The following is a 25,465-nucleotide window of genomic DNA, read 5'->3' on the forward strand; positions in this document are numbered from 1 at the left end:
TCCGTCCCTCATGTCACACATCCCCCGTACAGCCCGCCTGCTCGCCGCGACCACAGCCGGCCTGCTGCCGCTGGGCCTGCTCGTCGCGGCGCCCCTGGCGCAGGCGGCCCCCACCCCGCCGGTGCCCGGGACCTTCACGTCCTCGTTCGAGTCCGCCGACCCCCAGCCCGCGACGAGCACTGTGGAGACCGGGGCGAACGGCGCACCGCTCCAGGGCAACCTCAGCGGTACGGTCACCACGCTGCCCGGCAGCCTGCTCGGGCAGGTCGACGCGGTGACCGCCAGCGCCGAGAACCCGCCCCGGGAGACCGCCGCGAACCTCGCCGACGACGACTCCTCGAGCAAGTGGCTCGTGTTCCAGAGCACCGGCTGGGTGACCTACCGGTTCGCGAAGCCGGTGACCGTCGCGCGCTACTCGCTGACCTCGGCCAACGACGCGCCGAGCCGCGACCCCAGGAACTTCGTCGTGCAGGGGTCCACCGACGGTGACTCGTGGACCGACCTGGACGAGCGCTCCGGCGAGACGTTCAGCGGCCGGTACGCCACCAACAGGTACAGCTTCACCAACACGACCGCCTACACCTACTACCGGCTCACCGTCACCGCGAACTCCGGCGACTCCCTGCTGCAACTCGCCGACTGGAACATCAGCGACGGCTCCGACGTCCGTCCACCGGCGACGCCGATGGTCAGCGAGGTCGCCGGCGGCCCCAACGGTGGCTACACCACGAAGCCGGACGTCGGCTTCACCGGGCTGGCCGCGCTGCGCTACTCCGGCGGCGCCGAGCGCGCCGGCCGGGCGTACGCGACGAACAGGCTGTTCGACGTCGACGTGCCGGTCGGGCCGAAGACCCGGCTGTCGTACAAGATCTTCCCCGAGTACACCGGCGGGGACGGGCAGTACCCGTCCACCTACGCCGCCGTCGACCTGCGCTTCACCGACGGCAGCTACCTGAGCGCACGCTCGGCGGTGGACCAGCACGGCTACCCGCTCACCCCCGCCGGCCAGGGCGCGTCGAAGGTGCTCTTCGCCGACCAGTGGAACCTGGTGCGGGTCGACCTCGGCACCGTCGCGCGCGGCAAGACGATCGACCGTGTCCTGCTCGCGTACGACAACCCGCGGGCCACCGAGGACACCCGGTTCCAGGGTTGGCTCGACGACATCGAACTGCTGGGCACGCCACAGTCGATCGACGGCGGCACGCTCACCAACTACGTCGACACCCGGCGCGGCACGAACTCGACCGGCGGCTTCTCCCGCGGCAACAACCTGCCGATCACCGCGGTGCCCAACGGCTTCAACTTCTTCACCCCGGTGACCGACGCGGCCTCCGACTCCTGGGAGTACGAGTACCACCGGATCAACAACGCGGCCAACCTGCCGATGTTGCAGGGGCTCGCGATCTCCCACGAGCCGAGCCCGTGGATGGGTGACCGCAACCAGATGTCGGTCATGCCGGTCGTCGGCGGGGGACCGCTCACCGGTACGCCGGCCAGCCGCGCTGTCGCCTTCCGCCACGACGACGAGACGGCCCGCCCGGACCTCTACCGGGTCACGCTCCAGAACGGTCTGGTCGCCGAGGTGACGCCCACCGACCATGCCGGGATCATGCGGTTCACCTTCCCGTCCGGGTCGGCGACCGGAAGCCTCGTCTTCCACAACGGCACGTTCACCATCGGCACGGACGGCACGCTGACCGGCTGGGTCGACAACGGCAGCGGCCTGTCCGCCGGCCGGAGCCGGATGTTCGTGTCCGGCGCCTTCGACCGGGCGCCGACCGCGTCCGCCGCGACGTCGGCCACCTTCGACACCACCACGAGCCGTACGGTGACGCTGCGTCTCGCGACGTCGTTCCTCTCCGTCGAGCAGGCCGGCCGCAACCTCGACCTGGAGGTCACCGGCAGGAGCTTCGACGAGATCCACGCCGCCGCCACGGCCGCCTGGACCGATCGGCTCGGACGGGTCGAGGTGCGCGGAGCCACCGAGTCGCAGCTGGTCAGCATGTACTCCAACCTGTACCGGCTGAACCTCTACCCGAACTCGCAGTCGGAGAACACCGGCACCGCCGCCGCGCCGCGCTGGCAGTACGCGAGCCCGGTCTCCGCGCCGACCGGCGCGTCCACGCCGACCCGGACCGGCGCGAAGGTCGTCGACGGCCAGATCTACGTCAACAACGGCTTCTGGGACACCTACCGCACGGTGTGGCCCGCCTACGCGCTGCTGTACCCGGACGTCGCCGCGAAGATCTCCGACGGGTTCGTCCAGCACTACCGGGACGGCGGCTGGATCGCCCGCTGGTCGTCCCCCGGCTACGCCGACCTGATGACCGGCACCAGCGCGAACGTGGCCCTGGCCCAGGCGTACCTCACCGGGGTCAAGCTGCCCGACCCGCTCGCGGCGTACGAGGCGGCGGTCAAGGACGCGACGGTCGCGTCCGGGCGCAGCGCGGTCGGGCGCAAGGGCATCGAGACCTCGCTGTTCCTCGGCTACACGCCGACGTCCACGGGGGAGTCGGTGTCCTGGGCGTTGGAGGGCTTCATCAACGACTACGGCATCGGCAACATGGGTGCGGCCCTCGCCAAGGACCCGGCAACGCCCAAGTCGCGGCGTGCGCAGCTCCAGGAGGAGTCCCGCTACTTCCTGGAGCGGGCCCGCAACTACGTCCACCTCTTCGACCCGAAGACGAAGCTCTTCCAGGGCCGCGACGCGGCCGGCACCTTCCTCGCCGGTGACCCGCTGGACTGGGGTGGCGTCTACACCGAGACCAACGGGTGGAACTTCGCGTTCACCGCACAGCAGGACGGCCGGGGCCTCGCCAACCTCTACGGCGGGCAGCAGGCGCTGCGCGACAAGCTCGACGCGTTCTTCAGCACCCCGGAGAACGCCGACCGCCCCGGTGGGTACGGCGGCGTCATCCACGAGATGCTCGAAGCACGCGCGGTGCGGATGGGTCAGCTCGGCATGAGCAACCAGCCGTCGCACCACATCCCGTACATGTACAACTTCGCCGGCGCCCCGGCGAAGACCCAGGCGACGGTACGGGAGATCCTGCGGCGCCTCTACGTCGGCAGCGAGATCGGCCAGGGCTACCTGGGCGACGAGGACAACGGCGAGATGTCGTCCTGGTACGTCCTCAGCTCGCTGGGCATCTACCCGTTGCAGGCCGGCTCGGCCGAGTGGACCATCGGTTCGCCGCAGTTCACCCGGATGACGGTGCGGCGCAGCAGCGGCGACATCGTGGTCAACGCCCCCGACAACAGCACGACGAACATCTACGTGCAGGACGTCACTGTCAACGGCAAGAAGCAGCGTGGCCTCTCACTCGACGTCGCCGCGCTCGCCAGGGGCGGCACCATCGACTTCCGGATGGGCGCGAAGCCGTCCTCGTGGGGCACCGGCCGCAACGACGCCCCACCGTCGCTGACCAGGGGTGACGAGACGCCGAAGCCGTTGCAGGACGTGACCGGCCCCGGTCTCGGCACCGCGACCGCCACCGGCGGCCAGGACGCCTCGACGCTGTTCGACGACTCGTCGACCACGCAGCTCACCTTCGCCTCGGCGACCCCGCAGATCACCTGGGCCACCCGGGGCGGCAAGCAGAAGCCGAAGCACTACACGGTGACGTCCGGGGCGGGGGTCGGCGATCCGGCGGACTGGCGGCTCCAGGGCTCCAACGACGGGATCACCTGGACCACACTCGACTCCCGCACCGACCAGGTGTTCGCGTGGCGCAACCAGACCCGCCCGTACCAGATCGACAGGCCGGGCCGGTTCGCGCAGTTCCGCCTCGCCGTCACCAGGACGGTCGGCGCGGAGCGGACCACCCTCGCCGAGGTCGAACTGCTCGCCGGGGGTGACCTCGACCTGGGCGGCGGCGACATCGCGGTGACCGCCGCGACCGACGTGCAGGCGACAAACGGCGTACCCGTCTCGGTGCCGCTGGCCACCGTCACCGGCGGCAACGCCGACGGCTACCGGGCCACCATCGACTGGGGTGACGGCACCCCGGTCACCGAGGGCGCCGTGACGCCCAGTTCGCGGGCCGTCTACCGGATCGGCGGCTCGCACACCTACGCCACGCCGGGCTACCACCAGGCGACCGTCACCGTCACCGACGGCGAGACCCAGAGCGCCGCGACGGTCGGCGTCCAGGTGGGGTACGCCCCGACGTCCGGCCTCCGCGCCGCGTTCGACAGCGTCTGCACCGGCGACGAGGGCGCCCTCGCGGCGGACTGCGACGCCAAGACCTGGGCGTACTCGCGGGCCGCCCTGGCGGCGGGCGGGGTGACCCCGGGCCAGCGTCAGCAGGTGCCGGGCACGACGCTCGGGTTCACGATGCCGGCGGTCCCTGCCGGGCAGCCGGACAACGCCACCGGCAACGGGGCGACCATCGCTCTCGACCTGCCGGACGACGCCACCAGCATCTCGTTCGTCGGCGCCGGGACGCAGGGCAACCAGAGCACCACCGGCACGGCGACGTTCAGCGACGGCAGCACGGCCGGCATCCCGATCCAGATGAGCGACTGGACGCTCGGCGGCAACGCCAACGGCACCCCGTCCTACGGCAACGTCATCGTCGCCAGGACGGCGTACCGGCTGCACGGCACGAGCCGCGACGCCGCCCAGCCGTTCCTGTTCGCCACCACGCCGTACCAGATCCCGGCGGGCAAGACGCTGGTGTCGGTGACCCTGCCGACGCAGACCGGGGACCCACGCTCGGCGGGTCGGATCCACGTGTTCGCGGTGGCGGACGACGGCACGCCGGCACCCGCGCTGGCGACCGTCGCGCCGAAGGACCAGACGGCGAAGGCCGGGCAGGTCCTCACGGCGGACCTCGGTTCGGTGGGTGGCGGCGTCCCCGGCGCGGCCGGCTACCGGGCCCGCGTCCAGTGGGGTGACGGCACGGCCCCGCAGGACGTGACGATCGGCGCGTCCGGCGCGATGAGCGGGCAGCACAGCTACGCCCGGGAGGGCACCTACACGGTGCGGGTGACCGCGTGGGACACCCTGTCGAGCAGCACCGGCTCGTTCACCGTGACGGTGGTGGGCGCCGGGGCGCAGCCGACGATCGCGCTCGCCGCGAGCGGCACCGTCCGCGCCGGCGCCGCGATCATCGTCGAGGGCCGTGGATTCGCCGCCCGCGAGCAGGTGACCGTCAGCGTCGGCGCCGACCCGGCCCGCACCACGACGGTCGCGGCCTCCGCGACCGGCGCGGTTCGCGTCTCGGTGCCGGCCGCGGGGAACGCGCGACCGGGACGGTACGCCGTCACCGCGACCGGCGCGTCGTCGCGTACACCGGCCACGGCCACCGTGCGGGTGACCGAGCAGGTCCAGGCGTCGGCCTACCGACCCCGGATGGTGCTGACCAGCACAGCGGGGCCGCGCGGCACGGCGATCACGCTGGACGGTTCCGGGTTCGCGCCGAACGAGGCGGTCACTGTCGTCTTCGGCGACGGGCTGAGCGCCCGGACCGTACGCGCGAACGGGGACGGTGTCCTCGCCGGGGCGACGGTGAGCGTTCCGGGATCGGCGAAGGTCGGCGCGACGCGCGTCACGGTGACCGGCGCGACGTCGGCGACGGAGGTGTCCCGACCGTTCACCGTCACCCGCTGACAGTGGTGGACTCGTGGGCGGGCCGTGCGAACGGCCCGCCCACGGCGGTCATCCGATGGGCGGGCCCAGCCTCAGCTGCCACCGGGTGCCCTGACTGGTGAGCCGGACGACGGCCAGCGGCTCGACGTCCACCTGCCGGTACGTCGCCAACGGCAGGTCGAGAGCGTGGACCACCGCGAGCCGGATCACCAGGGGATGGGTGACCGCGACGGTCCGCCGGCCGCCGGTGATCCGCTCGTCCAGCCAGCGGCCGATCCGATGCCGCACCATCGTGACGGACTCACCGCCGTGCGGTGCGGCGTCCACGCTCGACATCCACTCCCGCAACACCAGCGGTTGTTCGTCGGCGATCTCCTCGAACGACCGTCCGGCCCAGTCACCGTAGTCACAGTCGGCCAGCGCCACGTCCTGCGTGGGTGGCAGGCCGAGGGCGACAGCCGTCTGGGTGGCGGCCACCGCCGGACTGCAACCGACGGTGTCGTAGACGCCGAGCGGCGCCGCCCGGCCCGACTCGGCGAGGGCGCGAGCGGCCCGCCGGCCGCCCTCGTCCAGGGCGTCGTCCATCGCGCCGAAGCGGGCCCGACGAAGGGCGGCGGTGTGACCGTGGGCGACCAGCCGGAGGCTGGTCGCGGTCACGTGCTCGGCAGGGCGTCGGTGGAGGACCGGCGTCGCCACTCACTGTGCATCAGGGCCGCGAAGAACAGGCCGATCCCGGTCCAGAGCACGACCTGTGTGCCGAGGGAGGCCAGCCGGAAATCCCACAACAGGGTGGCGGGGAAGTCGTCCGGAACCTCCTGGAAGGAGGGCATCACCACGTACGACACCGCGGCGACCAGGAGGAACCCGCCCACCCCGGCGGCCGCGCGCTGCCACGTCGGCGCCTGGGCGCCGACCGACCGGTAGCCCAGCGAGCCCGCCCACACCGCGACCAGACCGAGCACCACCATCAGCAGATAGGTGATGGTCCGTTGGTTGATGGTGGCCGGGTCGCCGACCGCCGGCGGGTTCGCCGGGTACTTGAGGAACGGCACGAGCACCGCGCCGACCAGCGCCGCGCCGGCCAGCAACAGGCCCGACCGGCCGTCGTCGTAGCTGCGCCGGCGACGGGACAGCAGGACGTACGCGGTGGCCAGCAGACCACCCATCGCGGCACCGAACAGGCCGGTCGCCAGGAACAGGCCACCACGTTGACCGGTGCGGCTGACCAGGGCGTCCTCGTGGTCGTGCGCGCCCGCGGCGGGCTCGGCGTGGCTCGCCGCCTCCTCGATGGCGATGGCCGCTTCAACCTGCGGCTCGCCCACGACGTACGCGAACGTGCCGGCCAGCAGGCCGGCGATCAGACCGGCGAGCAGACCACGGACGAGGACGGCGAGGAACGGGGGAGCGGTGGTGGTCAGTGGCACGGAACACCCAGCAGGTGCCGGCCGTCGTGCATCACCTCGTGCAGGTACATCCCGCTGCGGGAGACCGCCCCCTGGTCGAAGGCGACGAGGTAGGCCAGCAGGGTGAGCACGGCGACGGTCGCGAGGACCGTCCACAGCAGACGGGCGGAGCCAGCGGGGCGCGCTACCGGGTGGGTGGAAGCGGAGCTAGACATGGTCGACGAACCTCTCCGGGGATGACGCGTCCCCATCGCAAGGCTGCGGACGACCGAGCGTCCTGGCTCGCGGCCCCATGGTGCTCGGTGCCGCTCACAGTGGCGCGACCGCGCCGGATTCGAACCGGCTTCCCTCGCGTCGCCGCAGATAGTGGCCTGACGGTATCGGTGCCGAACCGGGCGGTCAACCCGGCTCCGCACCCGAGCGCATCATTGTTCGTCGATGCGTGGTGATTCGCCCCGGGTTTCCGGGGGCGCGTCGTCGGCGGGCGAGCGGCTCCGGTTCCGCCGTCCTCGGCCGAATCGTCATACCAAAAGGCCCGTTCCGCCGCCCCGCCTGCGGCCTCCGCGCAGCCTGTGACCGCTAACATGGTCGATCTGCCAGCGCACGTCGACGGTCCGGACTGACCGGCCTCTCGACCGATGGTGCAGCGGGGTGTGGGGTGGACGGGAACGTGACGGGGCGGGTCCGGTGACGACCGGTGTGGGCGCGCGGCCGTCCGGCATCGTCGACGCGCACCACCACCTCTGGGTCCGGGCCCGGCAATCCCGGCCGTGGATCGATCCCCACACCATGGCCGCGCTCGACGACGACTTCACGATGGTCGAGTTGGCACCGGCCGCCCGGGCGGTGGGCGTCACCCGGACCGTCGTCGTGCAGTCCGTCGCCGTACGCTCGGAGACACCCGAGCTGCTGGGTGTCGCTGCCGACGATCCCCTCGTCGCCGGCGTCGTCGGGTGGGTCGACCTCACCGCACGCGACGTCGCCGAGCGGCTGGGCCGGCTCCGCGAGGCCCGGGGCGGGGAACGGCTCGTCGGAATCCGGCACCTCGTCCAGTCCGAACCCGACCCGGCGTATCTCGACCGTCCCGACGTGCGGCGGGGCATCGCCGCTGTCGGCGCCGCCGGCCTCGCCTTCGACCTGCTGGTGCGCCACCACCAACTGCCGGCCGCCATTCGGCTGGTCCGTGACCTGCCGCACGTGCGCTTCGTCCTGGATCATCTCGGCAAGCCACCGCTCGGGCCGGCCGGTCCCGGGGGCTGGACCCGGGACCTGCTGGCGTTCGCCGCCGAGCCCAACACGACGGCCAAGCTCTCCGGCCTGGTGACCGAGGTCAGCGGCGCGCCCTGGACGCCGGCTGCCCTACGACCCGCCGTCGAGCACGCGCTGGACGCGTTCGGTCCGCGGCGACTGATGTTCGGCTCGGACTGGCCGGTCTGTCTGCTCGCCACCTCGTACTCCCGCTGGGTGACGGTCCTCGGTGAGCTGCTGGCCCCGCTGAGTGAGCCGGAGCGTACGGCGGTCTGGCGGCACACGGCGGAGCGGGTGTACCAGCTGTCGCCGTGGTGACGGGGTGTGCACGCGCGGGCGCGCCGCGTGCCGGGTGAATCAGGCCGGCCGGTCGCCGATCCGACTGCTGAACGGCGCGGACGCCCGGTCACCGGACCGCCCCGGCGGCTGCCGACGGTCGTGACCGTGCCCACGGAGCCCGTCGAGGGAATAGCATGTTATCGATAACATGCGCGATCCGGTGTGGATGGTGGCCGGTCCGGCGTCCACTGTGCGGCCGGGCGTCGGCCGGCTCGACGGTGCCCGGCCGCAGTTGTGCTGATTTGGTCAGACGTATGCGTTCGATGGCTCGGGTAACGATGACAAAACATGGTCGCAAAGCCTTGGCAACAGGCGTTGGTGCGTGGCATCGTAACGCCTGATCAAGGGAAACATCCGATCTATCTCCGTGGTGGTGTGGGCTCGCGTCCGCGTTTGCGTCACTGGGAGGCTCGGTCGCTCACAGGTGCTCGGCTTGCCGGCGGGGTCCCGTCGGACGCCGGTCCCACGCTTGGGGAGGTCAGGTCCGACGATGAGTACCGTCGAGGCATCCGCCGGCACGCAGCGCGGCGACGTCAGTGACTGGTTGCGGGAACGGATCTCCCACGCGGTCTCCGAATTCACCGCCGCCACCGCGCTCGTCGTCCTGTTCATCGCGTTGAGCTTCGCGAGTCCCTACTTCCTCACCACCGACAACCTGTTCAACATCGGGGCACAGACGGCGGTCATCGCCATCATCGCCACCGCGCAGACCATGGTGATCATCACCAAGGGCATCGACCTGTCGGTCGGCTCGGTGGCCGCGCTGGCCGGGGTGCTGGGCGCGATGACCGTGCGTGACCTGGGCTTCTCGCTCTGGGCGGCGACGGCGGTCGCGATCGGCGTCGGCGCCCTGGCCGGACTGTTGAACGGCGTACTGGTGACCGCGGCGAAGATCCCACCCTTCATCGCGACGCTGGGAACGATGTCGGTGGGCCGTGGTCTGGTCTTCATCATCACCGGCGCGGTCGGTGTCTACGGCCTGCCCCGTTCGTTCCAACTGCTCGGCAACGGAGAGATCGCCGGCATCCCGTTCGCCGTCGTGATCACGGTGCTGGTCGCGGTCGGAGTCGCCTTCCTGCTGTCCCAGACCCGCTTCGGTCAGTACACCTACGCGATGGGCTCCAACCTGGAGGCCGCCCGCCGCTCCGGCATCCGGGTGGGTCGCCACCTGACCGGGGTGTACGTGCTGGCCGGTGTGCTGGTCGGTCTCGGCGGCATGATCGCCGCCTCCCGGGTCAACTCCGGGCAACCGAACTACGGCATCTCGCTGGAGCTCGACGTCATCGCCGCCGCCGTGATCGGCGGCGCCAGCCTCTTCGGGGGTCAGGGCCGGATCGTCGGGACGATCATCGGGGCCTTCCTCATCGCCCTGGTGCGCAACGGCGCTGTCCTGCTCGACATCAGCATCCACTACCAGCAGGTGATCGTCGGCGTGATCATCTGGGCCGCCGTCTACTTCGACCAGTACCGCCGCCGGCGGCTGGAATCACGGGGCTGACCTGCCATCTCACCAGTCCGAACGAGGAAGGACACCCACCATGGCACACACCACCACCGGCCGGCGGGCCCGCACGCCGCTCCTGCGCGCGCAGGCCATCCTGGCCGCGGCCGCGGCCACCGCGCTGCTCAGCGCCTGCGGCGGAGTCGAGGTCCGCGACGGCGGCGACGGCGCGACGAAGGAGGCGAGCGGCCCGTTGAAGCTCGCCGTCGTGCCGAAGGCGGTCGGGGCCGACTACTGGAACACGGTGAAGGCGGGCGCCGAGTGCGCCGCGCAGCGCGCCGGCGACGTGACCGTCCAGTGGGACGGGGTGACCACCGAGACCGACGTCGAGGGTCAGGTCAACCTGATCCAGAACTTCGTCACCAAGAAGGTCGACGGCATCGTCTACGCGGCGACCGACTCCAGCGCCCTGGCGCCGGCCACCGACCAGGCGCTCGCCGCCAACATCCCGGTCGCGATGATCGACTCCGGCACCAGCCCGCAGCCGTCGGCGGTGCCGCTCTTCGCCACCGACAACCGCGCCTCGGCCACCGAGGCGGCGAAGCTGCTCGCCAAGGAGCTGGGCCCGGGCAACCACGACGTGGCCCTTGTCGAGTTCCAGCCCGGCTCGCAGACCAACACCGAGCGGGTCGAGGGCTTCAAGGCCGGTCTCGCGCAGTTGCCCAACCTGAAGCTGGTCGGCCAGCAGCCCAGCCGCAGCGACGTCAACGAGGCGCGGCGCGTCACCGAGAACATCCTCACCGCCAACCCCAACCTCAAGGGCATCTTCGCGGCCAACGAGCCGAGCGTGCTCGGCGCCGCGCAGGCCATCCAGGCGGCGGGCAAGTCGGGCAAGGTCGTCATCATCGGCTGGGACGCCGCCCCGGACGAGGTCGCCGGGCTGCGCAACGGCCAGATCTCGGCACTGGTCGTGCAGAACCCCTTCAAGATGGGCTACTTCGGCGTCGACAAGATGGTCAAGCACCTGCGGGACAAGGCCCCGCTGGCCTCGGCCGACACCGGCGTCACGTTCGTCACCAAGGAGAACATCGACTCGGCGGAGATCAAGGCGGTGCTCGAGCCCAGCTGCGCCAACCCTCCGGTGCAGTGATGGCAACGACTCCCACGGCCAGCCCCGACGTCGACGCGTCGCCGTCCGCCGAGGAGCCACCGGTCCTGGAGGCCCGCGGCATCGTCAAGCGGTTCGGGCACGTCGAGGCGTTGCGCGGCGCCGACTTCACCGTCCGCCGGGGTGAGGTCGTCGCGCTGATCGGTGACAACGGCGCCGGCAAGAGCACCCTGATCAAGACGCTCTCCGGGGTGCACCCGCCGGACGAGGGCGAGATCCGGGTGGGTGGCCGTCCGGTGCAGTTCTCGACGCCGGTCGACGCGCGGCGGGCGGGGGTGGAGACCGTCTACCAGGATCTCGCCGTCGCCGACGACCTCAGCGTGGCCGCCAACCTCTACCTCGGGCGGGAGATCCTGCGCTCCGGGCCGCTCGGTCGACTGGGGCTGCTGGACAAGCGGGCCATGCGGCAGGGCGCCGCCGCCGCCCTCGACGAGCTGGGCGTACGGATCCCCCGGGTCACCACCCCGATCGCGATGCTCTCCGGTGGGCAACGCCAGTGCGTCGCGGTGGCCCGCGCCATCATCTGGGCGACGAACGTGGTCATCCTCGACGAGCCCACCGCCGCGCTCGGCGTCGTGCAGACCGGCCGGGTGCTCGACGTCGTCAGGCGTGCCCGCGACGCCGGCATGTCGGTGGTGTTGGTGAGCCACAACATGCCACAGGTGCTCGACATCGCCGACCGGGTCGAGGTGCTGCGCCTCGGCCGGCGGGCGGCCCAACTCCGCGCGGCGGACGTCACCACCGACGACCTGGTCGCGGCGATGACCGGGAGCGCCGGCACGGATCGGGAGGAGCGGTGACGGCGGTCGTCTACCGGGGCGCGCGTGATCTCGCCGTCGTGCCCCGCGACCCCGAGCCGCCCGGCCCCGGAGAGGTCCGCGTCGCGGTGGCGTACACCGGGATCTGCGGCACCGACCTGCACATCTTCCACGGCGACATGGACGCCCGGGTGGGCGGGTCGGCGGTCCTCGGCCACGAGATGTCGGGCCGGATCGCGGCCGCCGGCGCGGGGGTGAGCGGCTGGACGATCGGCCAACCGGTCACCGTCATGCCGACCCGCCGGTGCGGGCGGTGTGCGGCGTGCCGGGGTGGCAACTCGCACATCTGCCACGCCATGGACTTCCTCGGCATCGACTCACCCGGCGCGATGCAGTCGTCCTGGACCGTACCGGCGGATCTGGTCCTCGCGCTCCCGGACGACCTGCCGCTGGACCGGGCCGCGCTCGTCGAGCCGGTCGCGGTCGCCGTGCACGACGTACGGCGTGGGCGGGTGACGGCCGGCGAGCAGGTCGTGGTGGTGGGCGGCGGCGGTGTGATGAAGGTGCTGCTGGACTGGCGGGAAGGCGCCGAATGAGGCAGTTCGACCTGGCCGTCGACGGCGGCTGGTTCGGCCGGTGACCGGCCGTCCCGGTCGTCGTCAGGCCACGCTGGACGCCGCCGGGCCGGGCCTGCGGCTCGGTCCGCTGGGCTTCGGCGCCTCCCAGGGCGGCAACCTCTTCCGGGCGACCTCGGACGAGGAGTTCGCCGCCGCCGTGGACACCGCGTGGGCCGGCGGCGTCCGCTACTTCGACACCGCGCCGCACTACGGTCTGGGCCTGTCCGAACGGCGTCTCGGCGCCGCCCTGCGATCCCGCCCCCGGGACGAGTACGTGGTGTCGACGAAGGTGGGCAGGCTGCTCGTACCGTCTCCGGAGACGGCGCACCTGCGTGATCCGGAGGGCTTCGACGTCGCCGCCGACCACCGGCGGGTCTGGGATTTCAGCCGGGACGGCGTTCGCCGGTCGTTGGAGGCGAGCCTGCGACGCACCGGCCTGGACCGGATCGACGTGGTGTACCTGCACGACCCGGACGCGCACTGGGAGCAGGCGGTGCGTGAGGCGGTGCCGGCGTTGGCGCAGTTGCGTGAGCAGGGCGTGGTCGGCGCGATCGGGGCGGGCATGAACCAGTCGGCGATGCTGGCCCGCTTCGTGGCGGAGACCGACGTGGACGTGGTGATGTGCGCCGGTCGCTACACGCTGCTGGAGCAGGGGGCGTTGACCGACCTGCTGCCGATCGCGCAGGCCCGACGCGTCGGTGTGGTGATCGCCGGGGTCTACAACTCCGGGCTGCTGGCCCGGGACGTTCCGCCGACCGACGCCACCTACGACTACCGGCGGGCGCCGGCGGAGGTGCTCGACCAGGCTCGGCGGATCGCCCGGGTCTGCCAGACCTACGGCGTCACGCTGCCCCAGGCGGCGTTGGCCTTCGTCAGGCGTCACCCGGCGGTGGCCTCGACCGTGGTCGGCATGCGGAACGAGGCCCAGGTGACCGAGACCCTGCGCCGGGCCGCCGTCGACGTCCCGGATCAGCTCTGGGCGGCGCTGTACGACGCGGGGTTGCTCGACGTGCACTGCTGAGCGTCGACTGTCACAACCGGGTCGCGTCGATGCCCGCGTCAGCGTCGTCGGGCAGCCCGTGCAACGACTCCTCCACGCCGATCAGGTGGTTGGCCATCCGGGTGCGGGCCCGCTCCGGGTCACGCGCCACGAGGGCCTTGAGGATCGCCACGTGCTCGTCATGGGTGCGCCGGTCGGCGCCCTCCTCGTGCAGGCTCCGCCAGAGCCGCCCGCGGATGGTGCGCCCGGCGAAGGCCTCGATCAGGCCGACGAGCACCGGGTTGTCGGCGTGGCTGGCGATGATCCGGTGGAACGCGATGTCGATCTCCATGATCCGCTCGTGGTCCGGCGGTGACTGGCCGACCAGCCGGGCCGCCTCGTCGAGCAGGTCCGCCGCCTGGGCGAGCGCCTCGTCGGTGATCCTGGTCGCCGCCAGCCGGGCGGCCTCGCACTCCAGCAGCCGTCGTACGGTGTGGATGTGCCGCGGGTCGCCCTGCCCCTGGAAGTCGACAACGAAGCCCATCGGGGCCAGCAGTTGCGGCGCGTCGAGGTTGGTGACGTACGTGCCGTCGCCCTGGCGGATGTTGACGATGCCGAGGATCGACAGGGCCGACATGCCCTCGCGCAGCGAGCCCCGCGAGACGCCGAGCGACTCGGCGAGGTCCTTCTCGATCGGCAGCCGGTCACCGGGCCGGAACTTGCCCTCGAGGATCATCCGCTTGATGCCGTTGACCACTTCGTCGGTGCGAGACATGACTCCCCTAGCGGCCTGCGGATGTGGCCGTCCCACCCGCGATCACGAACGGCTCCGGAGATGACACGGTAGCCGGCTCTGTCGCCGCCCAGTAGTGGCCGTCGGGGAAGCGGTAGAGCGCGATCGACTCCGGGCGCATCCGGGTGGAGTAGCCCGGCTCGCGGGGGAGTACGTAACCGCTGCCCGAGCCGGCGTCCTTGATGACGCACGGGTCGGTGAAGTGCTCGTGCAGGTGGTCGACGAACTCGGTGACCCGGTTGGTCAGATCGCCCGATATCGCGACGTAGTCGAGCACCGACACGTGTTGCACCATCTCGCAGAGCCCGACGCCCCCGGCGTGCGGGCAGACGGGCACGTCGAACTTCGCGGCGAGGAGCAGCACGGCGACGATCTCGTTGATGCTGGCCAGGCGGCCGGTGTCGAGCTGGCAGAAGTCGATGGCCCCGGCCTGGAAGAGCTGCTTGAACATCACCCGGTTGTGGCAGTGCTCGCCGGTGGCGACGCCGATCGGAGCGACCGCGCGCCGGACGGCCGCGTGTCCCAGGATGTCGTCGGGGCTGGTCGGCTCCTCGATCCACAGCGGCGTGAACGGGGCCAGGGCGGTGACCCACTCGATGGCCTGGCCGACATCCCACACCTGGTTGGCGTCGATCATCAGGTTGCGCTCCGGGCCCAGGATCTCCCGCGCGATGGCGCACCGGCGGATGTCGTCCTCCAGGTTGGCGCCCACCTTGAGCTTGACGTAGCCGTAGCCGGAGTCGACCGCCTCCTGGCAGAGTCGGCGAAGCTTGTCGTCGCCGTAGCCGAGCCAGCCGGCCGAGGTGGTGTAGGCGGGGTAGCCGGTCCGCTCCAGCTCGGCGACCCGGTCGGCCTTCGTGCTCTCCTTGGCCCGAAGGATGGCCAGCGCCTCGTCGCGGGTCAGGGCGTCGGACAGGTAGCGCAGGTCCGCGATGTCGACCAGGTGCTCGGGGGACATGTCGACGAGCAGTCGCCACAGTGGTTTGTCGGCGAGCCGGGCGACCAGGTCCCACGAGGCGTTCAGCACGGCGGCGAGGGACAGGTGGACGACACCCTTCTCGGGTCCGAGCCAGCGGAGCTGCGAGTCGGACGTGAGGAGACGGTAGACCGCGCCCATGTCGGCCGCCATGGTCGCCACGTCCATGCCCACCAGGGTCTGCGCCTGGTGCGCCGCCGCCGCGGCGACGATGTCGTTGCCGCGGCCGATGGTGAAGGTCAGGCCGTGGCCGGCGAGCGGCACGCCGGCGCTGTCCACGCCGTCGGTGTGCAGGACGACGTAGGCCGCCGAGTAGTCGCCGTCCTTGTTCATGGCATCGGACCCGTCGGCCGTCAGGGAGGTGGGGAAGCGGACGTCCTCGATGGTGACGGCAGTGATCTGCGGCATGCGCTCCTCGCCCTGCTCAGCTAAAGATCAGATGAAAATCGGAGTATACGGAGGGCTGATCCAGCCCGTCAACGACATCGATCATGCCGGAAAGGCAGACATCCGATGTTTGGTCGTCGATGTCACCCCGGGCGCGATGTCGGCCCGCGTCCCCTGTCCCTGGTCGGCGCCCGACTGTGATGGCGCTTCCCGAGATGCCGTTAGCCGTGCAGCACAGCACGGGTAAGGGGCAGTGTCGGGGTGGGTCCACGCGGAGAGAGCGGAAGATTGGATGTTCGCCTCTCGGGAGCGCATCGACGTCGGATTATGAAGAGTGTTTGTTGTTGCCGGTAGCCGCATACATCAAATCTTTTTTCTCGGTCGGGCGGCGTCAGCGAATCCACGGTGGCAGAGCCCCGCTCCGGCCCACCCCCGGGCTGGTGACGATCGTCACCGCTGAACGCCCGACACGCCCGGAACCGACATGTGGGGTGTGACAACGCCACCGTCCCTATATATGGTGTCGAGCGCAGCTGGTTCGGCCGCTCATCCGGCGCGGTCGAGGCAAGAGGGAACCCGGTGTGAATCCGGGACTGTCCCGCAGCGGTGAGTGGGAACGACAGCCGTCATCAGCACTGGGCCACCGATCGGCCTGGGAAGCGACGGCCAGTAGGAGACCGGCGAGCCCGGTCGTGCCCGCGAGTCCGAAGACCTGCCAGCGCGCCGCGTACCCGAACCCGGGCGCGCGGCGGTCCGAGGCCGCGTGGGACGGCTGACGCCACCCGACCCCACGCCGCGCGGGCGTGGCGTCCGACGGTGTCCGTCTCCTCGTGTCCGAGGGCCCCCAAGGTCTCGAACTCCCGAGGAGCGAGTGGTGACAGTCACCGAGGTGGTCCCGGTCAGCGGCGAGACGCCGCGGCGGACCCCGATGCAGGTCCGCAAGCGCGACGGCGCCACCGAAACCGTGGACGTGAACAGGATCGTCCGGGCGGTCGAGCGGTGGGCCGACGACCTCACCGACGTCGACCCGATGCGGGTGGCCACCAGGACCATCAGCGGCCTCTACGACGGCGCGACGACTGCCGAGCTGGACCGGCTGTCCATCCAGACGGCGGCCGAGATGATCGGTGAGGAACCGCAGTACTCGCGCCTCGCCGCCCGGCTGCTGGCGGGATACGTCGACAAGGAGGTGCGTCGGCAGGGGATCACCGCGTTCAGCGCGGCGGTCCGGCTCGGCCACGCCGAGGGCCTGATCGGCGACGACACCGCCGCGTTCGTCGCCGCGCACGCCGAGACGCTCGACGACGCCGTCGACCCGGACGGGGACCGCAGGTTCGAGTACTTCGGCCTGCGCACCGTGTACGACAGGTACCTGCTGCGCCACCCCACCAGCCGGCTCGTGCTGGAGACCCCGCAGTACTGGCTGCTGCGGGTGGCCTGCGGGCTGTCCCGCACCCCGCAGGAGGCGGTCGACTTCTACCGACTGATTTCCAGCCTCGCCTATCTGCCCAGCTCGCCGACGCTGTTCAACTCCGGCACCCGGCACACCCAGATGTCCTCCTGCTACCTCGTCGACTCCCCGCGCGACGAGCTGGACTCGATCTACGCGCGGTACGCCCAGGTCGCCAACCTGTCCAAGTTCGCCGGCGGCATCGGCATCGCGTACTCGCGGGTCCGGTCCCGGGGCGCGCTGATCCGCGGCACCAACGGGCAGTCCAACGGGATCGTGCCGTGGCTGCGGACGCTCGACGCCAGCGTCGCCGCCGTCAACCAGGGCGGCCGGCGCAAGGGCGCGGCCTGCGTCTACCTGGAAGCGTGGCACCCGGACATCGAGGAGTTCCTGCACCTGCGGGACAACACGGGCGAGGACGCCCGGCGGACGCACAACCTGAACCTGGCCAACTGGGTCCCGGACGAGTTCATGCGCCGCGTCGAGGCCGACGAGGTGTGGTCGCTCTTCGACCCGCACGAGGTGCCCGAACTGCCGGACCTGTGGGGGGAGCGGTTCGACGCCGCGTACCGCGCGGCCGAGGCGCAGGGCCGCTACGTGCGGCAGGTCCCGGCGCGCGAGCTGTACGGCCTGATGATGCGTACCCTCGCCCAGACCGGCAACGGGTGGATGACCTTCAAGGACGCCGCCAACCGGCTCTGCAACCAGACCGCCGAGCCGGGCAACGTGGTGCACCTGTCCAACCTCTGCACCGAGATCGTCGAGGTGTCCAGCGACGCCGAGACCGCCGTGTGCAACCTGGGGTCGGTGAACCTCGCCGCCCACCTCGCCGACGGCGGCATCGACTGGGAACGGCTGCGCGCCACGGTCCGGACCGCGGTGACCTTCCTCGACCGGGTCATCGACATCAACTACTACCCGACCCCGCAGGCGGCGGCGAGCAACCCCCGCTGGCGGCCGGTCGGGCTCGGGCTGATGGGTCTGCAGGACGTGTTCTTCGCGCTGCGCCTGCCGTTCGACTCGCCGGCCGCCCGGGAGCTGTCCACCCGGATCAGCGAGGAGCTGTACCTGACCGCGCTGGAGACCTCCGCCGACCTGGCGCGGGAGTTCGGCGCCCACCCGGCCTACCCGCAGACCCGGGCCGCGCGGGGCCAGCTGCAACCGGACCTGTGGGGTGTCGAGGGTACGCAGACCGCCCGGTGGACCGCGCTGCGCACGGCGGTCGAGGCGTACGGGCTGCGCAACTCGCTGCTGGTGGCCGTCGCGCCGACGGCGACCATCGCCTCGATCGCCGGCTGCTACGAGTGCATCGAGCCGCAGGTGTCCAACCTGTTCAAACGGGAGACCCTGTCCGGCGAGTTCCTCCAGGTCAACACCGCTCTGGTACGGGAGCTGAAGGCCCGCGGCCTGTGGACCGACCGGATCCGTTCGGCGATCAAGCGCGCCGAGGGGTCGGTGCAGGACATCACCGAACTGCCGGCCGCCGTGCGGGAGGTGTTCCGCACGGCATGGGAGCTGCCGCAGCGCGCGCTGATCGACCTGGCCGCCGCCCGCGCCCCGTTCATCGACCAGTCCCAGTCGCTGAACCTGTTCCTGGCCGCGCCGACCATCGGCAAGCTCTCCTCGATGTACCTGTACGCCTGGAAGGCCGGGCTGAAGACCACGTACTACCTGCGCTCGCGGCCCGCCACCCGGATCCAGCAGGCCACCGTCGCCCTCGTCGCGCCGTCGGCCGCCGACGCGGAGGCGCTGGCCTGCTCGCTGGAGAACCCCGAGTCGTGCGAGGCCTGCCAGTGACGGCCGCCGACACCACCACCGACCCGAGGACCACACACATGCTGCTCGACCCGGGGATGGACCTCACCCTCCGCCCGATGCGTTACCCGCACTTCTTCGACCGCTTCCGCGACGCCATCCGCAACACCTGGACGGTCGAGGAGGTGGACCTGCACGCCGACCTCGCCGACCTCGACAAGCTGTCACCGGCCGAGCGGCACCTGGTCAGTCGCCTGGTCGCGTTCTTCGCCACCGGCGACACCATCGTCGCCAACAACCTGGTGCTCAACCTCTACCAGCACGTGAACAGCCCCGAGGGCCGGCTCTACCTGTCGCGGCAACTGTTCGAGGAGGCCGTGCACGTCCAGTTCTATCTCAACCTGCTCGACACGTACGTGCCGGACGAGGCCGAGCGCTTCGCCGCCTTCGCCGCGATCGAGAACATCCCCTCGATCCGCCGCAAGGCGGAGTTCTGCTTCCGCTGGATCGACTCGCTGCACGAGCTGCGGGAGCTGCGCACCCGGGACGACCGGCGGGCGTTCCTGCTGAACCTGATCTGCTTCGCCGCCTGCATCGAGGGCCTGTTCTTCTACGGCGCCTTCGCGTACGTCTACTTCCTACGGTCGCGCGGCCTGTTGCACGGTCTGGCCTCCGGCACCAACTGGGTGTTCCGCGACGAGTCGATGCACATGGCGTTCGCGTTCGACGTGGTCGACACCGTCCGCGCCGAGGAGCCGGACCTGTTCGACGACGACCTCGCCGAGCAGGTCCGCCGGATGCTCACCGAGGCGGTCGAGTGTGAGGTGCAGTTCGCCGAGGACCTGGTGGGCCAGGGCGTGCCCGGCCTGACCCTCGCCGACATGCGGGAGTACCTCCAGCACGTCGCCGACCGTCGGCTCGCGCAGCTCGGCATCGCGCCACACTACGGGTCGGGCAACCCGTTCGCCTTCATGGAGTTGCAGGACGTGCAGGAGCTGTCCAACTTCTTCGAACGGCGGGTCTCGGCGTACCAGGTCGGGGTGACCGGCACCGTCGCCTTCGACGACGACTTCTAGCCGGCCGCCCCGACGGCGGGGCGTCGCTTGGTCAGCCAGCGCATGACGTCCAGGGGGTGCGACGCGGGCTCCGGGATCGGGTGGAAGACGTGTTCCACCTCGCCACCGTCGACGATCAGGGTCAGCCGCTCGTAGAGCGTCATGTCACCGGCGGTGCGGGTCGGTAGGCGCAGAGCGGTGGCCAGGGTCAGTCTCGGATCGGGTATCAGCGGGTAGGGCAGCCGTAGCCGGTGCACGAGTTCCCGCTGGTACCCGGTCGACTGCGCGGACAGGCCGTACACCCGGGCGGCGCCGGCCGCTCGCAGCTCCGCGTGGTGGTCACGGAACCAGGTGGCCTGCTCGGTGCTGCCCCGGGCGCCGTGGATCTCGAGCAGCCCGTTGGGTAGGTCGACGCCCGGTCGGCCGGTCAGCGGGTACACGAAGATGACGCTGCGTCCGGCGCCCAGCGCCGCCAGGTCGACCGGGCGCCCGTCGGTGCCGTAGAAGGACAGCGGCGGCAGGCGGGTGCCGACCAGCGCGCCGGGGTCGACGCCGACCACCTGACCACCGGGCGCGACCTGCGCCGCCGCCGCGTCCAGGCGCGCGTCCAGCGCGTCCCGCTGGGCGGTCAACCTGCCGATCCGTTCCTGCAGGGTGGTGATGGTGCTGCGGTAGGTCGCCACCGCCGCGGCGCACACGTCGGTGTCGTCGCCGCCACCGGCGATCGACTCGACGAACGGGCGGGTCTCCTCGACGGTGAGGCCGAGCGCCATCAGCTCGCGGATCTGTGCCACCAGCCGCACGGCGATGGGGTCGTACTCGCGGTAGCCGTTGCCCAGTCGCCGGGGCACCACCAACCCGGCCGACTCGTAGTACCGCAGAGCCCGGACCGTCGTTCCGGTCCGTCGTGCCAGCTCACCCACCCGCATGCCGCGACCCTAAACCCGCACCCCGGGGTACGGGTCAACGTGTTCATCGTCGCGGTGGCACGGCCGCCGGTCTGTGCCAGTCTGCTACCGAAGAGCCAGTGTGACCAGGGAGCGTGTGATGACGGCAATCAGCCGGGTGCGTGGTCGGCAGATCCTCGACAGCCGGGGCAACCCGACGGTGGAGGCCGACGTGCACCTCAGTGACGGCTCGTTCGGCCGGGCGGCCGTACCGTCCGGCGCGTCGACGGGGGCGAACGAGGCGGTCGAGTTGCGCGACGGGGACCAGGCGCGCTTCCACGGCAAGGGGGTCACGAGGGCGGTCGCCGCGGTCAACGGCGAGATCGCCGACGCGGTGACCGGGCTCGACGCGGAGGACCAGGCGCTCGTAGACGAGACGATGGTCGACCTCGACGGTACGAAGGACAAGGGGCGACTCGGCGCCAACGCGATCCTGGCGGTGTCCCTGGCGGCGGCGAAGGCGGCGGCGCAGGCACATCGGCAGCCGCTCTACCGCTACGTCGGTGGTGTCGGCGCGCGCCGCCTGCCGGTGCCGATGATGAACATCATCAACGGCGGAGCGCACGCTGACAACCCGCTCGACTTCCAGGAGTTCATGATCGCGCCGGTCGGAGCGCCGACCTTCGCCGAGGCGGTCCGGATGGGCTCGGAGGTCTTCCACACCCTGCGGGCGTCGCTCGCCGCGGCCGGGCACAGCACGAACGTCGGTGACGAAGGGGGCTTCGCGCCGAGCTTCACCGACGCCGACGAGGCGCTGCGCTCCGTGCTGCGCGCCATCGAGGACACCGGCTACACCCCCGGCGTCGACGTGCTGATCTGCCTCGACCCGGCCAGTTCGGAGTTCTTCCGCAACGACGTCTACGACTACGCCGGGGAGGGCCGCAAGCGCACCGTCGAGGAGCACATCGACTACCTCCTGGACCTGCTCGCCCGGTACCCGATCAGCTCGATCGAGGACCCGATGGCCGAGGACGACATCGTCGGCTGGAAGCGGCTGACCACGGCGGCGGGGGAGCGGGTGCAGCTGGTCGGGGATGACGTCTTCTGCACCGATGTCGACCGATTGCGAGAGGGCATCGACGGCGGCTACGCCAACGCGGTCCTGGTCAAGGTCAACCAGATCGGCACACTCACCGAGACCCTGACCACGGTGGACACCGCCCACCGGGCGGGTTATCGGGTGGTCATGTCGCACCGCTCCGGCGAGACCGAGGACACCACGATCGCCGACCTGGCGGTGGGCGTGGGCTGCGGTCAGATCAAGACCGGCTCGCTGTCGCGCTCCGACCGCACGGCCAAGTACAACCAGCTCATCCGCATCGAGGAGGAACTCGGCGACCGCGCGATCTACGCTGGTCGTCGCTGAGGCCCGACCGGTCGAACGGCCGTCGAGCCTCGGGCCCGCAGGAGTCGAGGCGCGTGGCCAGCGAGTCCCGCGAGGCGGTCAACCTACCGAATCATTCCTGAACGCTAGCTGTCCGCTTGCACAGCAATTCGTCGGCGAGTCGCTACGGTCGGCCTCGTCACACCTCTGCGGATTTGGTTCTGTACGCGTCGAAGACACCGTCGATGCTGCGCACTGCGGCGAGCAGATGGCCCAGTTGCTTCGGGTCGGCCATCTCGAAGCTGAACTGGCTCACTGCCACTCGCCGGACGGAAGTGGCTGGCCGCGGTGGCGGGGAAAGCGCGTGAAGTTGGTCGGCGACGACCTCTTCTGTGCCGACTTCGACCGGCGGTGCCATGGGATCGACACGGTTGTGCAAACGCGATCCTCGTCAAGTTAACCAGATCGGCACGTAAGCGGGTCCTGGTGACTGTGGACGCAGCCCACGAGGCGGGGTGCTGAGTGGCGATGTCCGCAACTGATATCAGCAAAAACAGAGGACAACACCATCGACGACCTGGGCACGTGGGCGTCGGCTGCGGGCAGATCAAGGCCGGGTGGCTGACGCACTCAGAGCGCACGGCCAAATGCAGCCAGCTCATCCGTTGCCGAGAGGAACTCGGTGAACGCGCTGTCTGCGCTGGGGTCCGGTGAGGCCCTTGCTCACAGTAGCCGTCCCATGCTCGCTCGGAAGGATCCCGCCGATGACTGGGATCACCGTGCGTCCATGATCGCCCCTGGCCCTAGGTTGACGCAGGCCGGAACTGCCAGGTCGCGCGGCTGCCTCGCGTCCTCAAGGAGGCTGAGCGTTCAGCTCTTCACCTCTGCGACGTAGACACCTTTGCCTGGTTGGCCCTCGACCAGCTCGCGATCCTTCAGGATCGTCATGACCCGGTTGATGGTCGAGATGTGCACGCCGTACTGCTCGGCCAGCTCACGGGTGGAGGGTAGCTTCTCGCCCGGAGCAAGCTCACCAGACTTGATCCTTCCCGCGATCTCGTTGGCGATGCGCCGGTAGTCCACTCGTTCGGTCGGCATTGGTCGAGCTCCGTAGGGTTTCCTGGTTTCGGCAGTCCAATCTGATCACGAGGAGACCTGTTCCAACAAGTTCCGTGAAGAATCTTGACCTGCTCCTACAAGTTGGAATAGGTTGCAGTTGGTCGGTTTCCCTGGTTTCGGCAAACTCCCGGGTCCTCGGCCGCACACCCACCTGGGGAGCACGACACATGGTCCCTGCCCCCAGGTGGGGCCAACAGTCGTGATCGCGGGAGGTGCCGCCGTGCCGATCGATGAACCCGTAAGTCAGGCAAGCGAGCTGTTCGCCGCTATGAGGACCCTTGATGCTCACTGGACTCGCGCGCTGGACCAGCCGTGGCGCTCAGGCGGCTGCTTGGAGTGCGCGGGTAATGGCACCTGCCGTCAGCTCGATTGGTCGTTGGGTGTCGTGGCGGAGGCCGCATCCGTCATGTTGCAGAAGTGACTTGGTCGAGCCACACGCTTGAGAAGAGTTGCTGGGGGTGTGACCCTTCATCGGCGAAAGCGTGACTGACCGCCTGACTCGACCGATGGCGAGGCAGGCTGGTCGCCTGCCCGGAAAGGACGTGCTGATGGTCGACATCACCGTGCGACCCATGACCGACGCCGACGCCGACCGGGTCCTGGCGATCTACCAGGCCGGCTTGGACACCTGTGACGCCAGTTTCGAGGTCACCGCGCCGACCTGGGAGACGTTCGACGCCGCTCGCCTGGGCGCGCACCGGTTCGTGGCCGTCGACCCCGGTGGAGCGGTCCTCGGCTGGGTCGCCGTGTCGCCCACCTCGACCCGCGCGGTCTACGCCGGGGTGGTGGAGCACTCGGTGTACGTCGACCCGGCCGCCCGGGGCCGTGGCATCGCCCGACTGCTGCTGGACGCGTTGGTCACCTCCACCGAGGCCGCCGGCATCTGGACGATCCAGTCCGGGGTCTTTCCGGAGAACACCGCCAGCCTGGCGCTGCACCAGCGGGCCGGGTTCCGCGTCATCGGCGTCCGCGAGCGGGTCGGCCGACACCACGACCGCTGGCGCGACGTCGTCCTCCTGGAACGGCGCAGCCCCGTCATCACCTGACGGACAGGTCCACACCCTGCTGGGGGTGTGGTCGAAGTGACTGTCTGTCACTTCGGTGGGGGGCGTCGGCATGCCGGCCGGCGACGCGCATCGTCGACGGCTGTCACCGTCCGGAGCGGCTGCCGTCGCGGTGGGGTCGGCCGTGCCCGTCGTCGCGGTCGATCCGCAACTCCCGCTCCAACTCGGCGATGACCGCGCGCAGGTCGTCCAACCGCTGGGTGAGGGCGATGCGGTCCACCTCGTCGGGGACGCCGTCGCCGTCCTCGTCGTAGCCGGGGGCCAGCCGCTCGGTCATCTCCAACCGGCGCGCCTCCTCCATCGAGTTGACGATGACCGCGATGAGGATGTTGAGCAGCAGGTTGACGGTGATGACCACGTAGCTGACGTAGTAGAGCAGTGTCCACGGCGAGATCTCCATGCCCTGCTCGATCAGGTCCGGCAGCGTCTCCAACGACAGCAGCACGAACAGTGTCAGCAGGGAACGGCCGATGTCGCCGTACTCCTCCGGATACCTGCCGCCGAAGATCAGCCAGCCGGCCATCCCGTACACGTAGAGCGTGACCACGGCCAGGGCGAGGAACCCGGTGACGCCCGGCAGGCTGCGCCACAGCGCGGAGACGATGGTGCGCAGGCCGGGTGAGAATCGCACCAGCCGGACCATGCGGGCCACCCGCAGGACCCGCAGCAGCGCCGAGTCGCCGTGCAGGCCCGGGACGAAGATCGCGGCGATCACCACGAAGTCGAAGACGTTCCACCCCTGCCGGAAGAAGTCCTGCGGACGCCTGCCGTACGCCGCCAACCGGATGCCGATCTCGACGACGAAGACGGCCCGGAAGAGCATCTCCAGCCAGTGCAGCGCCGCTCCCGCCGCGTTCAGGTCGTCGTACGTCTCCAGGCCGAGGACGATCCCGTTGGCGAGGATGACCACGACGATGGCGATCTCGAAGGGGCGCGACCGGGCGACGTGGGCGCACCGGTCGACCCAGCCCGACCGGCGCCGCGGCGGTGCGGGTGACCCACCCCGCTGGGCGGGCACGGGTGTGGGCATGCCCGCCAGCCTAGCGACG

Annotated in this window: 19 protein-coding genes and 2 riboswitches; of the genes, 11 read left to right on the forward strand and 8 right to left on the reverse strand. The window is 70.7% G+C overall.

Annotation, left to right across the window (positions count from 1 at the left end):
- Positions 1–10 precede the first annotated feature (10 nt).
- Positions 11–5,614, forward strand: coding sequence for a GH92 family glycosyl hydrolase (locus O7634_RS23080; protein ID WP_278152213.1), 5,604 nt, complete (start codon positions 11–13; stop codon positions 5,612–5,614).
- Positions 5,615–5,662: 48 nt separating this feature from the next.
- Here O7634_RS23080 and O7634_RS23085 read toward each other — a convergent pair whose 3' ends face one another.
- From O7634_RS23085 to O7634_RS23095, 3 genes are read right to left on the reverse strand one after another with little or no spacing between them, the layout of a single operon-like run.
- Positions 5,663–6,250 carry a histidine phosphatase family protein gene (locus tag O7634_RS23085; protein ID WP_278152214.1) on the reverse strand — a complete coding sequence of 196 codons (588 nt, stop codon included), beginning with the start codon at positions 6,248–6,250 and terminating at the stop codon, positions 5,663–5,665.
- On the reverse strand, positions 6,247–7,017 hold the full coding sequence (locus O7634_RS23090) for a CbtA family protein (protein WP_278152215.1): 771 nt from the start codon (positions 7,015–7,017) through the stop codon (positions 6,247–6,249). Before O7634_RS23090 ends, O7634_RS23085 begins: the two co-directional genes overlap by 4 nt.
- Positions 7,008–7,211, reverse strand: coding sequence for a CbtB domain-containing protein (locus tag O7634_RS23095; protein WP_278152216.1), 204 nt, complete (start codon positions 7,209–7,211; stop codon positions 7,008–7,010). The genes O7634_RS23090 and O7634_RS23095 overlap by 10 nt, the downstream gene beginning before the upstream one ends.
- A 57-nt stretch (positions 7,212–7,268) precedes the next feature.
- Positions 7,269–7,344: riboswitch (cobalamin riboswitch) on the reverse strand.
- A 339-nt stretch (positions 7,345–7,683) separates the two neighbouring features.
- Here O7634_RS23095 and O7634_RS23100 point away from each other — a divergent pair.
- The 6 genes from O7634_RS23100 to O7634_RS23125 all read left to right on the forward strand — a co-directional run bounded on the left by O7634_RS23100 (position 7,684) and on the right by O7634_RS23125 (position 13,588).
- A complete protein-coding gene (locus tag O7634_RS23100) occupies positions 7,684–8,562 on the forward strand; it encodes an amidohydrolase family protein (RefSeq protein ID WP_278152217.1) in 879 nt (292 codons plus the stop codon).
- A 511-nt stretch (positions 8,563–9,073) separates the two neighbouring features.
- Entirely contained in the window at positions 9,074–10,081 is a 1,008-nt protein-coding gene (locus O7634_RS23105; RefSeq protein WP_278152218.1) for an ABC transporter permease, read from the forward strand.
- A 40-nt stretch (positions 10,082–10,121) separates the two neighbouring features.
- The gene (locus tag O7634_RS23110; protein ID WP_278152219.1) at positions 10,122–11,174 is read left to right on the forward strand and encodes an ABC transporter substrate-binding protein; all 1,053 of its coding nucleotides are present in this window, start codon (positions 10,122–10,124) and stop codon (positions 11,172–11,174) included.
- A complete protein-coding gene (locus O7634_RS23115; protein WP_278152220.1) occupies positions 11,174–11,992 on the forward strand; it encodes an ATP-binding cassette domain-containing protein in 819 nt (272 codons plus the stop codon). The genes O7634_RS23110 and O7634_RS23115 overlap by 1 nt, the downstream gene beginning before the upstream one ends.
- The gene (locus O7634_RS23120; RefSeq protein ID WP_278152221.1) at positions 11,989–12,546 is read left to right on the forward strand and encodes an alcohol dehydrogenase catalytic domain-containing protein; all 558 of its coding nucleotides are present in this window, start codon (positions 11,989–11,991) and stop codon (positions 12,544–12,546) included. Before O7634_RS23115 ends, O7634_RS23120 begins: the two co-directional genes overlap by 4 nt.
- Before the next feature lie 40 nt (positions 12,547–12,586).
- Positions 12,587–13,588: an aldo/keto reductase gene (locus tag O7634_RS23125; RefSeq protein ID WP_278152222.1), complete on the forward strand. Its 1,002-nt coding sequence runs from the start codon at positions 12,587–12,589 to the stop codon at positions 13,586–13,588.
- A gap of 10 nt (positions 13,589–13,598) precedes the next feature.
- Here the strand turns inward: O7634_RS23125 and O7634_RS23130 are convergent, their stop codons facing one another.
- Together O7634_RS23130 and O7634_RS23135 are read right to left on the reverse strand one after the other, a co-directional pair.
- Positions 13,599–14,321 (reverse strand): FadR/GntR family transcriptional regulator, encoded by a 723-nt coding sequence (locus O7634_RS23130; RefSeq protein WP_278152223.1) that lies wholly within the window; start codon positions 14,319–14,321, stop codon positions 13,599–13,601.
- 7 nt (positions 14,322–14,328) lie between these two features.
- Positions 14,329–15,723 (reverse strand): enolase C-terminal domain-like protein, encoded by a 1,395-nt coding sequence (locus O7634_RS23135; RefSeq protein WP_278152224.1) that lies wholly within the window; start codon positions 15,721–15,723, stop codon positions 14,329–14,331.
- Between the two features lie 496 nt (positions 15,724–16,219).
- A riboswitch (cobalamin riboswitch) is annotated at positions 16,220–16,437 on the forward strand.
- Positions 16,438–16,630: 193 nt separating this feature from the next.
- Between O7634_RS23135 and O7634_RS23140 the strand changes: the two genes are divergently transcribed.
- Positions 16,631–18,949, forward strand: coding sequence for a ribonucleoside-diphosphate reductase subunit alpha (locus O7634_RS23140; RefSeq protein ID WP_278154051.1), 2,319 nt, complete (start codon positions 16,631–16,633; stop codon positions 18,947–18,949).
- 38 nt (positions 18,950–18,987) lie between these two features.
- Positions 18,988–19,983 (forward strand): ribonucleotide-diphosphate reductase subunit beta, encoded by a 996-nt coding sequence (locus tag O7634_RS23145; RefSeq protein WP_278154052.1) that lies wholly within the window; start codon positions 18,988–18,990, stop codon positions 19,981–19,983.
- On the opposite strand, the gene O7634_RS23150 is transcribed toward O7634_RS23145, so the two are convergent.
- Positions 19,980–20,891: a MerR family transcriptional regulator gene (locus tag O7634_RS23150; RefSeq protein ID WP_278152225.1), complete on the reverse strand. Its 912-nt coding sequence runs from the start codon at positions 20,889–20,891 to the stop codon at positions 19,980–19,982. The genes O7634_RS23145 and O7634_RS23150 overlap by 4 nt on opposite strands.
- 118 nt (positions 20,892–21,009) lie before the next feature.
- Here O7634_RS23150 and eno point away from each other — a divergent pair, with 118 nt between their 5' ends.
- Entirely contained in the window at positions 21,010–22,275 is a 1,266-nt protein-coding gene (gene eno, locus O7634_RS23155; protein ID WP_278152226.1) for a phosphopyruvate hydratase, read from the forward strand.
- 828 nt (positions 22,276–23,103) lie between these two features.
- On the opposite strand, the gene O7634_RS23160 is transcribed toward eno, so the two are convergent.
- Positions 23,104–23,331 carry a winged helix-turn-helix domain-containing protein gene (locus tag O7634_RS23160; protein ID WP_278152227.1) on the reverse strand — a complete coding sequence of 76 codons (228 nt, stop codon included), beginning with the start codon at positions 23,329–23,331 and terminating at the stop codon, positions 23,104–23,106.
- A gap of 569 nt (positions 23,332–23,900) precedes the next feature.
- Between O7634_RS23160 and O7634_RS23165 the strand changes: the two genes are divergently transcribed.
- Positions 23,901–24,398, forward strand: a complete 498-nt coding sequence (locus tag O7634_RS23165) for a GNAT family N-acetyltransferase (protein WP_278154053.1) — start codon at positions 23,901–23,903, stop codon at positions 24,396–24,398.
- 103 nt (positions 24,399–24,501) lie between these two features.
- On the opposite strand, the gene O7634_RS23170 is transcribed toward O7634_RS23165, so the two are convergent.
- Complete coding sequence (locus tag O7634_RS23170; protein ID WP_278152228.1) at positions 24,502–25,446, reverse strand: ion transporter; 945 nt, start codon at positions 25,444–25,446, stop codon at positions 24,502–24,504.
- Between the last annotated feature and the right edge of the window lie 19 nt (positions 25,447–25,465).

This window comes from Micromonospora sp. WMMD1120, assembly GCF_029626235.1.
GTDB lineage: Bacteria > Actinomycetota > Actinomycetes > Mycobacteriales > Micromonosporaceae > Micromonospora.

Excerpts from the sequence above, each read along its gene's own strand:
- O7634_RS23170 (WP_278152228.1), bottom strand. The coding sequence starts at position 25,446 with ATGCCCACACCCGTGCCCGCCCAGCGGGGTGGGTCACCCGCACCGCCG.
- O7634_RS23145 (WP_278154052.1), top strand. The coding sequence starts at position 18,988 with ATGCTGCTCGACCCGGGGATGGACCTCACCCTCCGCCCGATGCGTTAC.
- O7634_RS23130 (WP_278152223.1), bottom strand. The coding sequence starts at position 14,321 with ATGTCTCGCACCGACGAAGTGGTCAACGGCATCAAGCGGATGATCCTC.
- O7634_RS23110 (WP_278152219.1), top strand. The coding sequence starts at position 10,122 with ATGGCACACACCACCACCGGCCGGCGGGCCCGCACGCCGCTCCTGCGC.
- O7634_RS23160 (WP_278152227.1), bottom strand. The coding sequence starts at position 23,331 with ATGCCGACCGAACGAGTGGACTACCGGCGCATCGCCAACGAGATCGCG.
- eno (WP_278152226.1), top strand. The coding sequence starts at position 21,010 with ATGACGGCAATCAGCCGGGTGCGTGGTCGGCAGATCCTCGACAGCCGG.
- O7634_RS23165 (WP_278154053.1), top strand. The coding sequence starts at position 23,901 with ATGGTCGACATCACCGTGCGACCCATGACCGACGCCGACGCCGACCGG.
- O7634_RS23135 (WP_278152224.1), bottom strand. The coding sequence starts at position 15,723 with ATGCCGCAGATCACTGCCGTCACCATCGAGGACGTCCGCTTCCCCACC.
- O7634_RS23080 (WP_278152213.1), top strand. The coding sequence starts at position 11 with ATGTCACACATCCCCCGTACAGCCCGCCTGCTCGCCGCGACCACAGCC.
- O7634_RS23115 (WP_278152220.1), top strand. The coding sequence starts at position 11,174 with ATGGCAACGACTCCCACGGCCAGCCCCGACGTCGACGCGTCGCCGTCC.
- O7634_RS23150 (WP_278152225.1), bottom strand. The coding sequence starts at position 20,891 with ATGCGGGTGGGTGAGCTGGCACGACGGACCGGAACGACGGTCCGGGCT.
- O7634_RS23095 (WP_278152216.1), bottom strand. The coding sequence starts at position 7,211 with ATGTCTAGCTCCGCTTCCACCCACCCGGTAGCGCGCCCCGCTGGCTCC.
- O7634_RS23105 (WP_278152218.1), top strand. The coding sequence starts at position 9,074 with ATGAGTACCGTCGAGGCATCCGCCGGCACGCAGCGCGGCGACGTCAGT.
- O7634_RS23140 (WP_278154051.1), top strand. The coding sequence starts at position 16,631 with ATGCAGGTCCGCAAGCGCGACGGCGCCACCGAAACCGTGGACGTGAAC.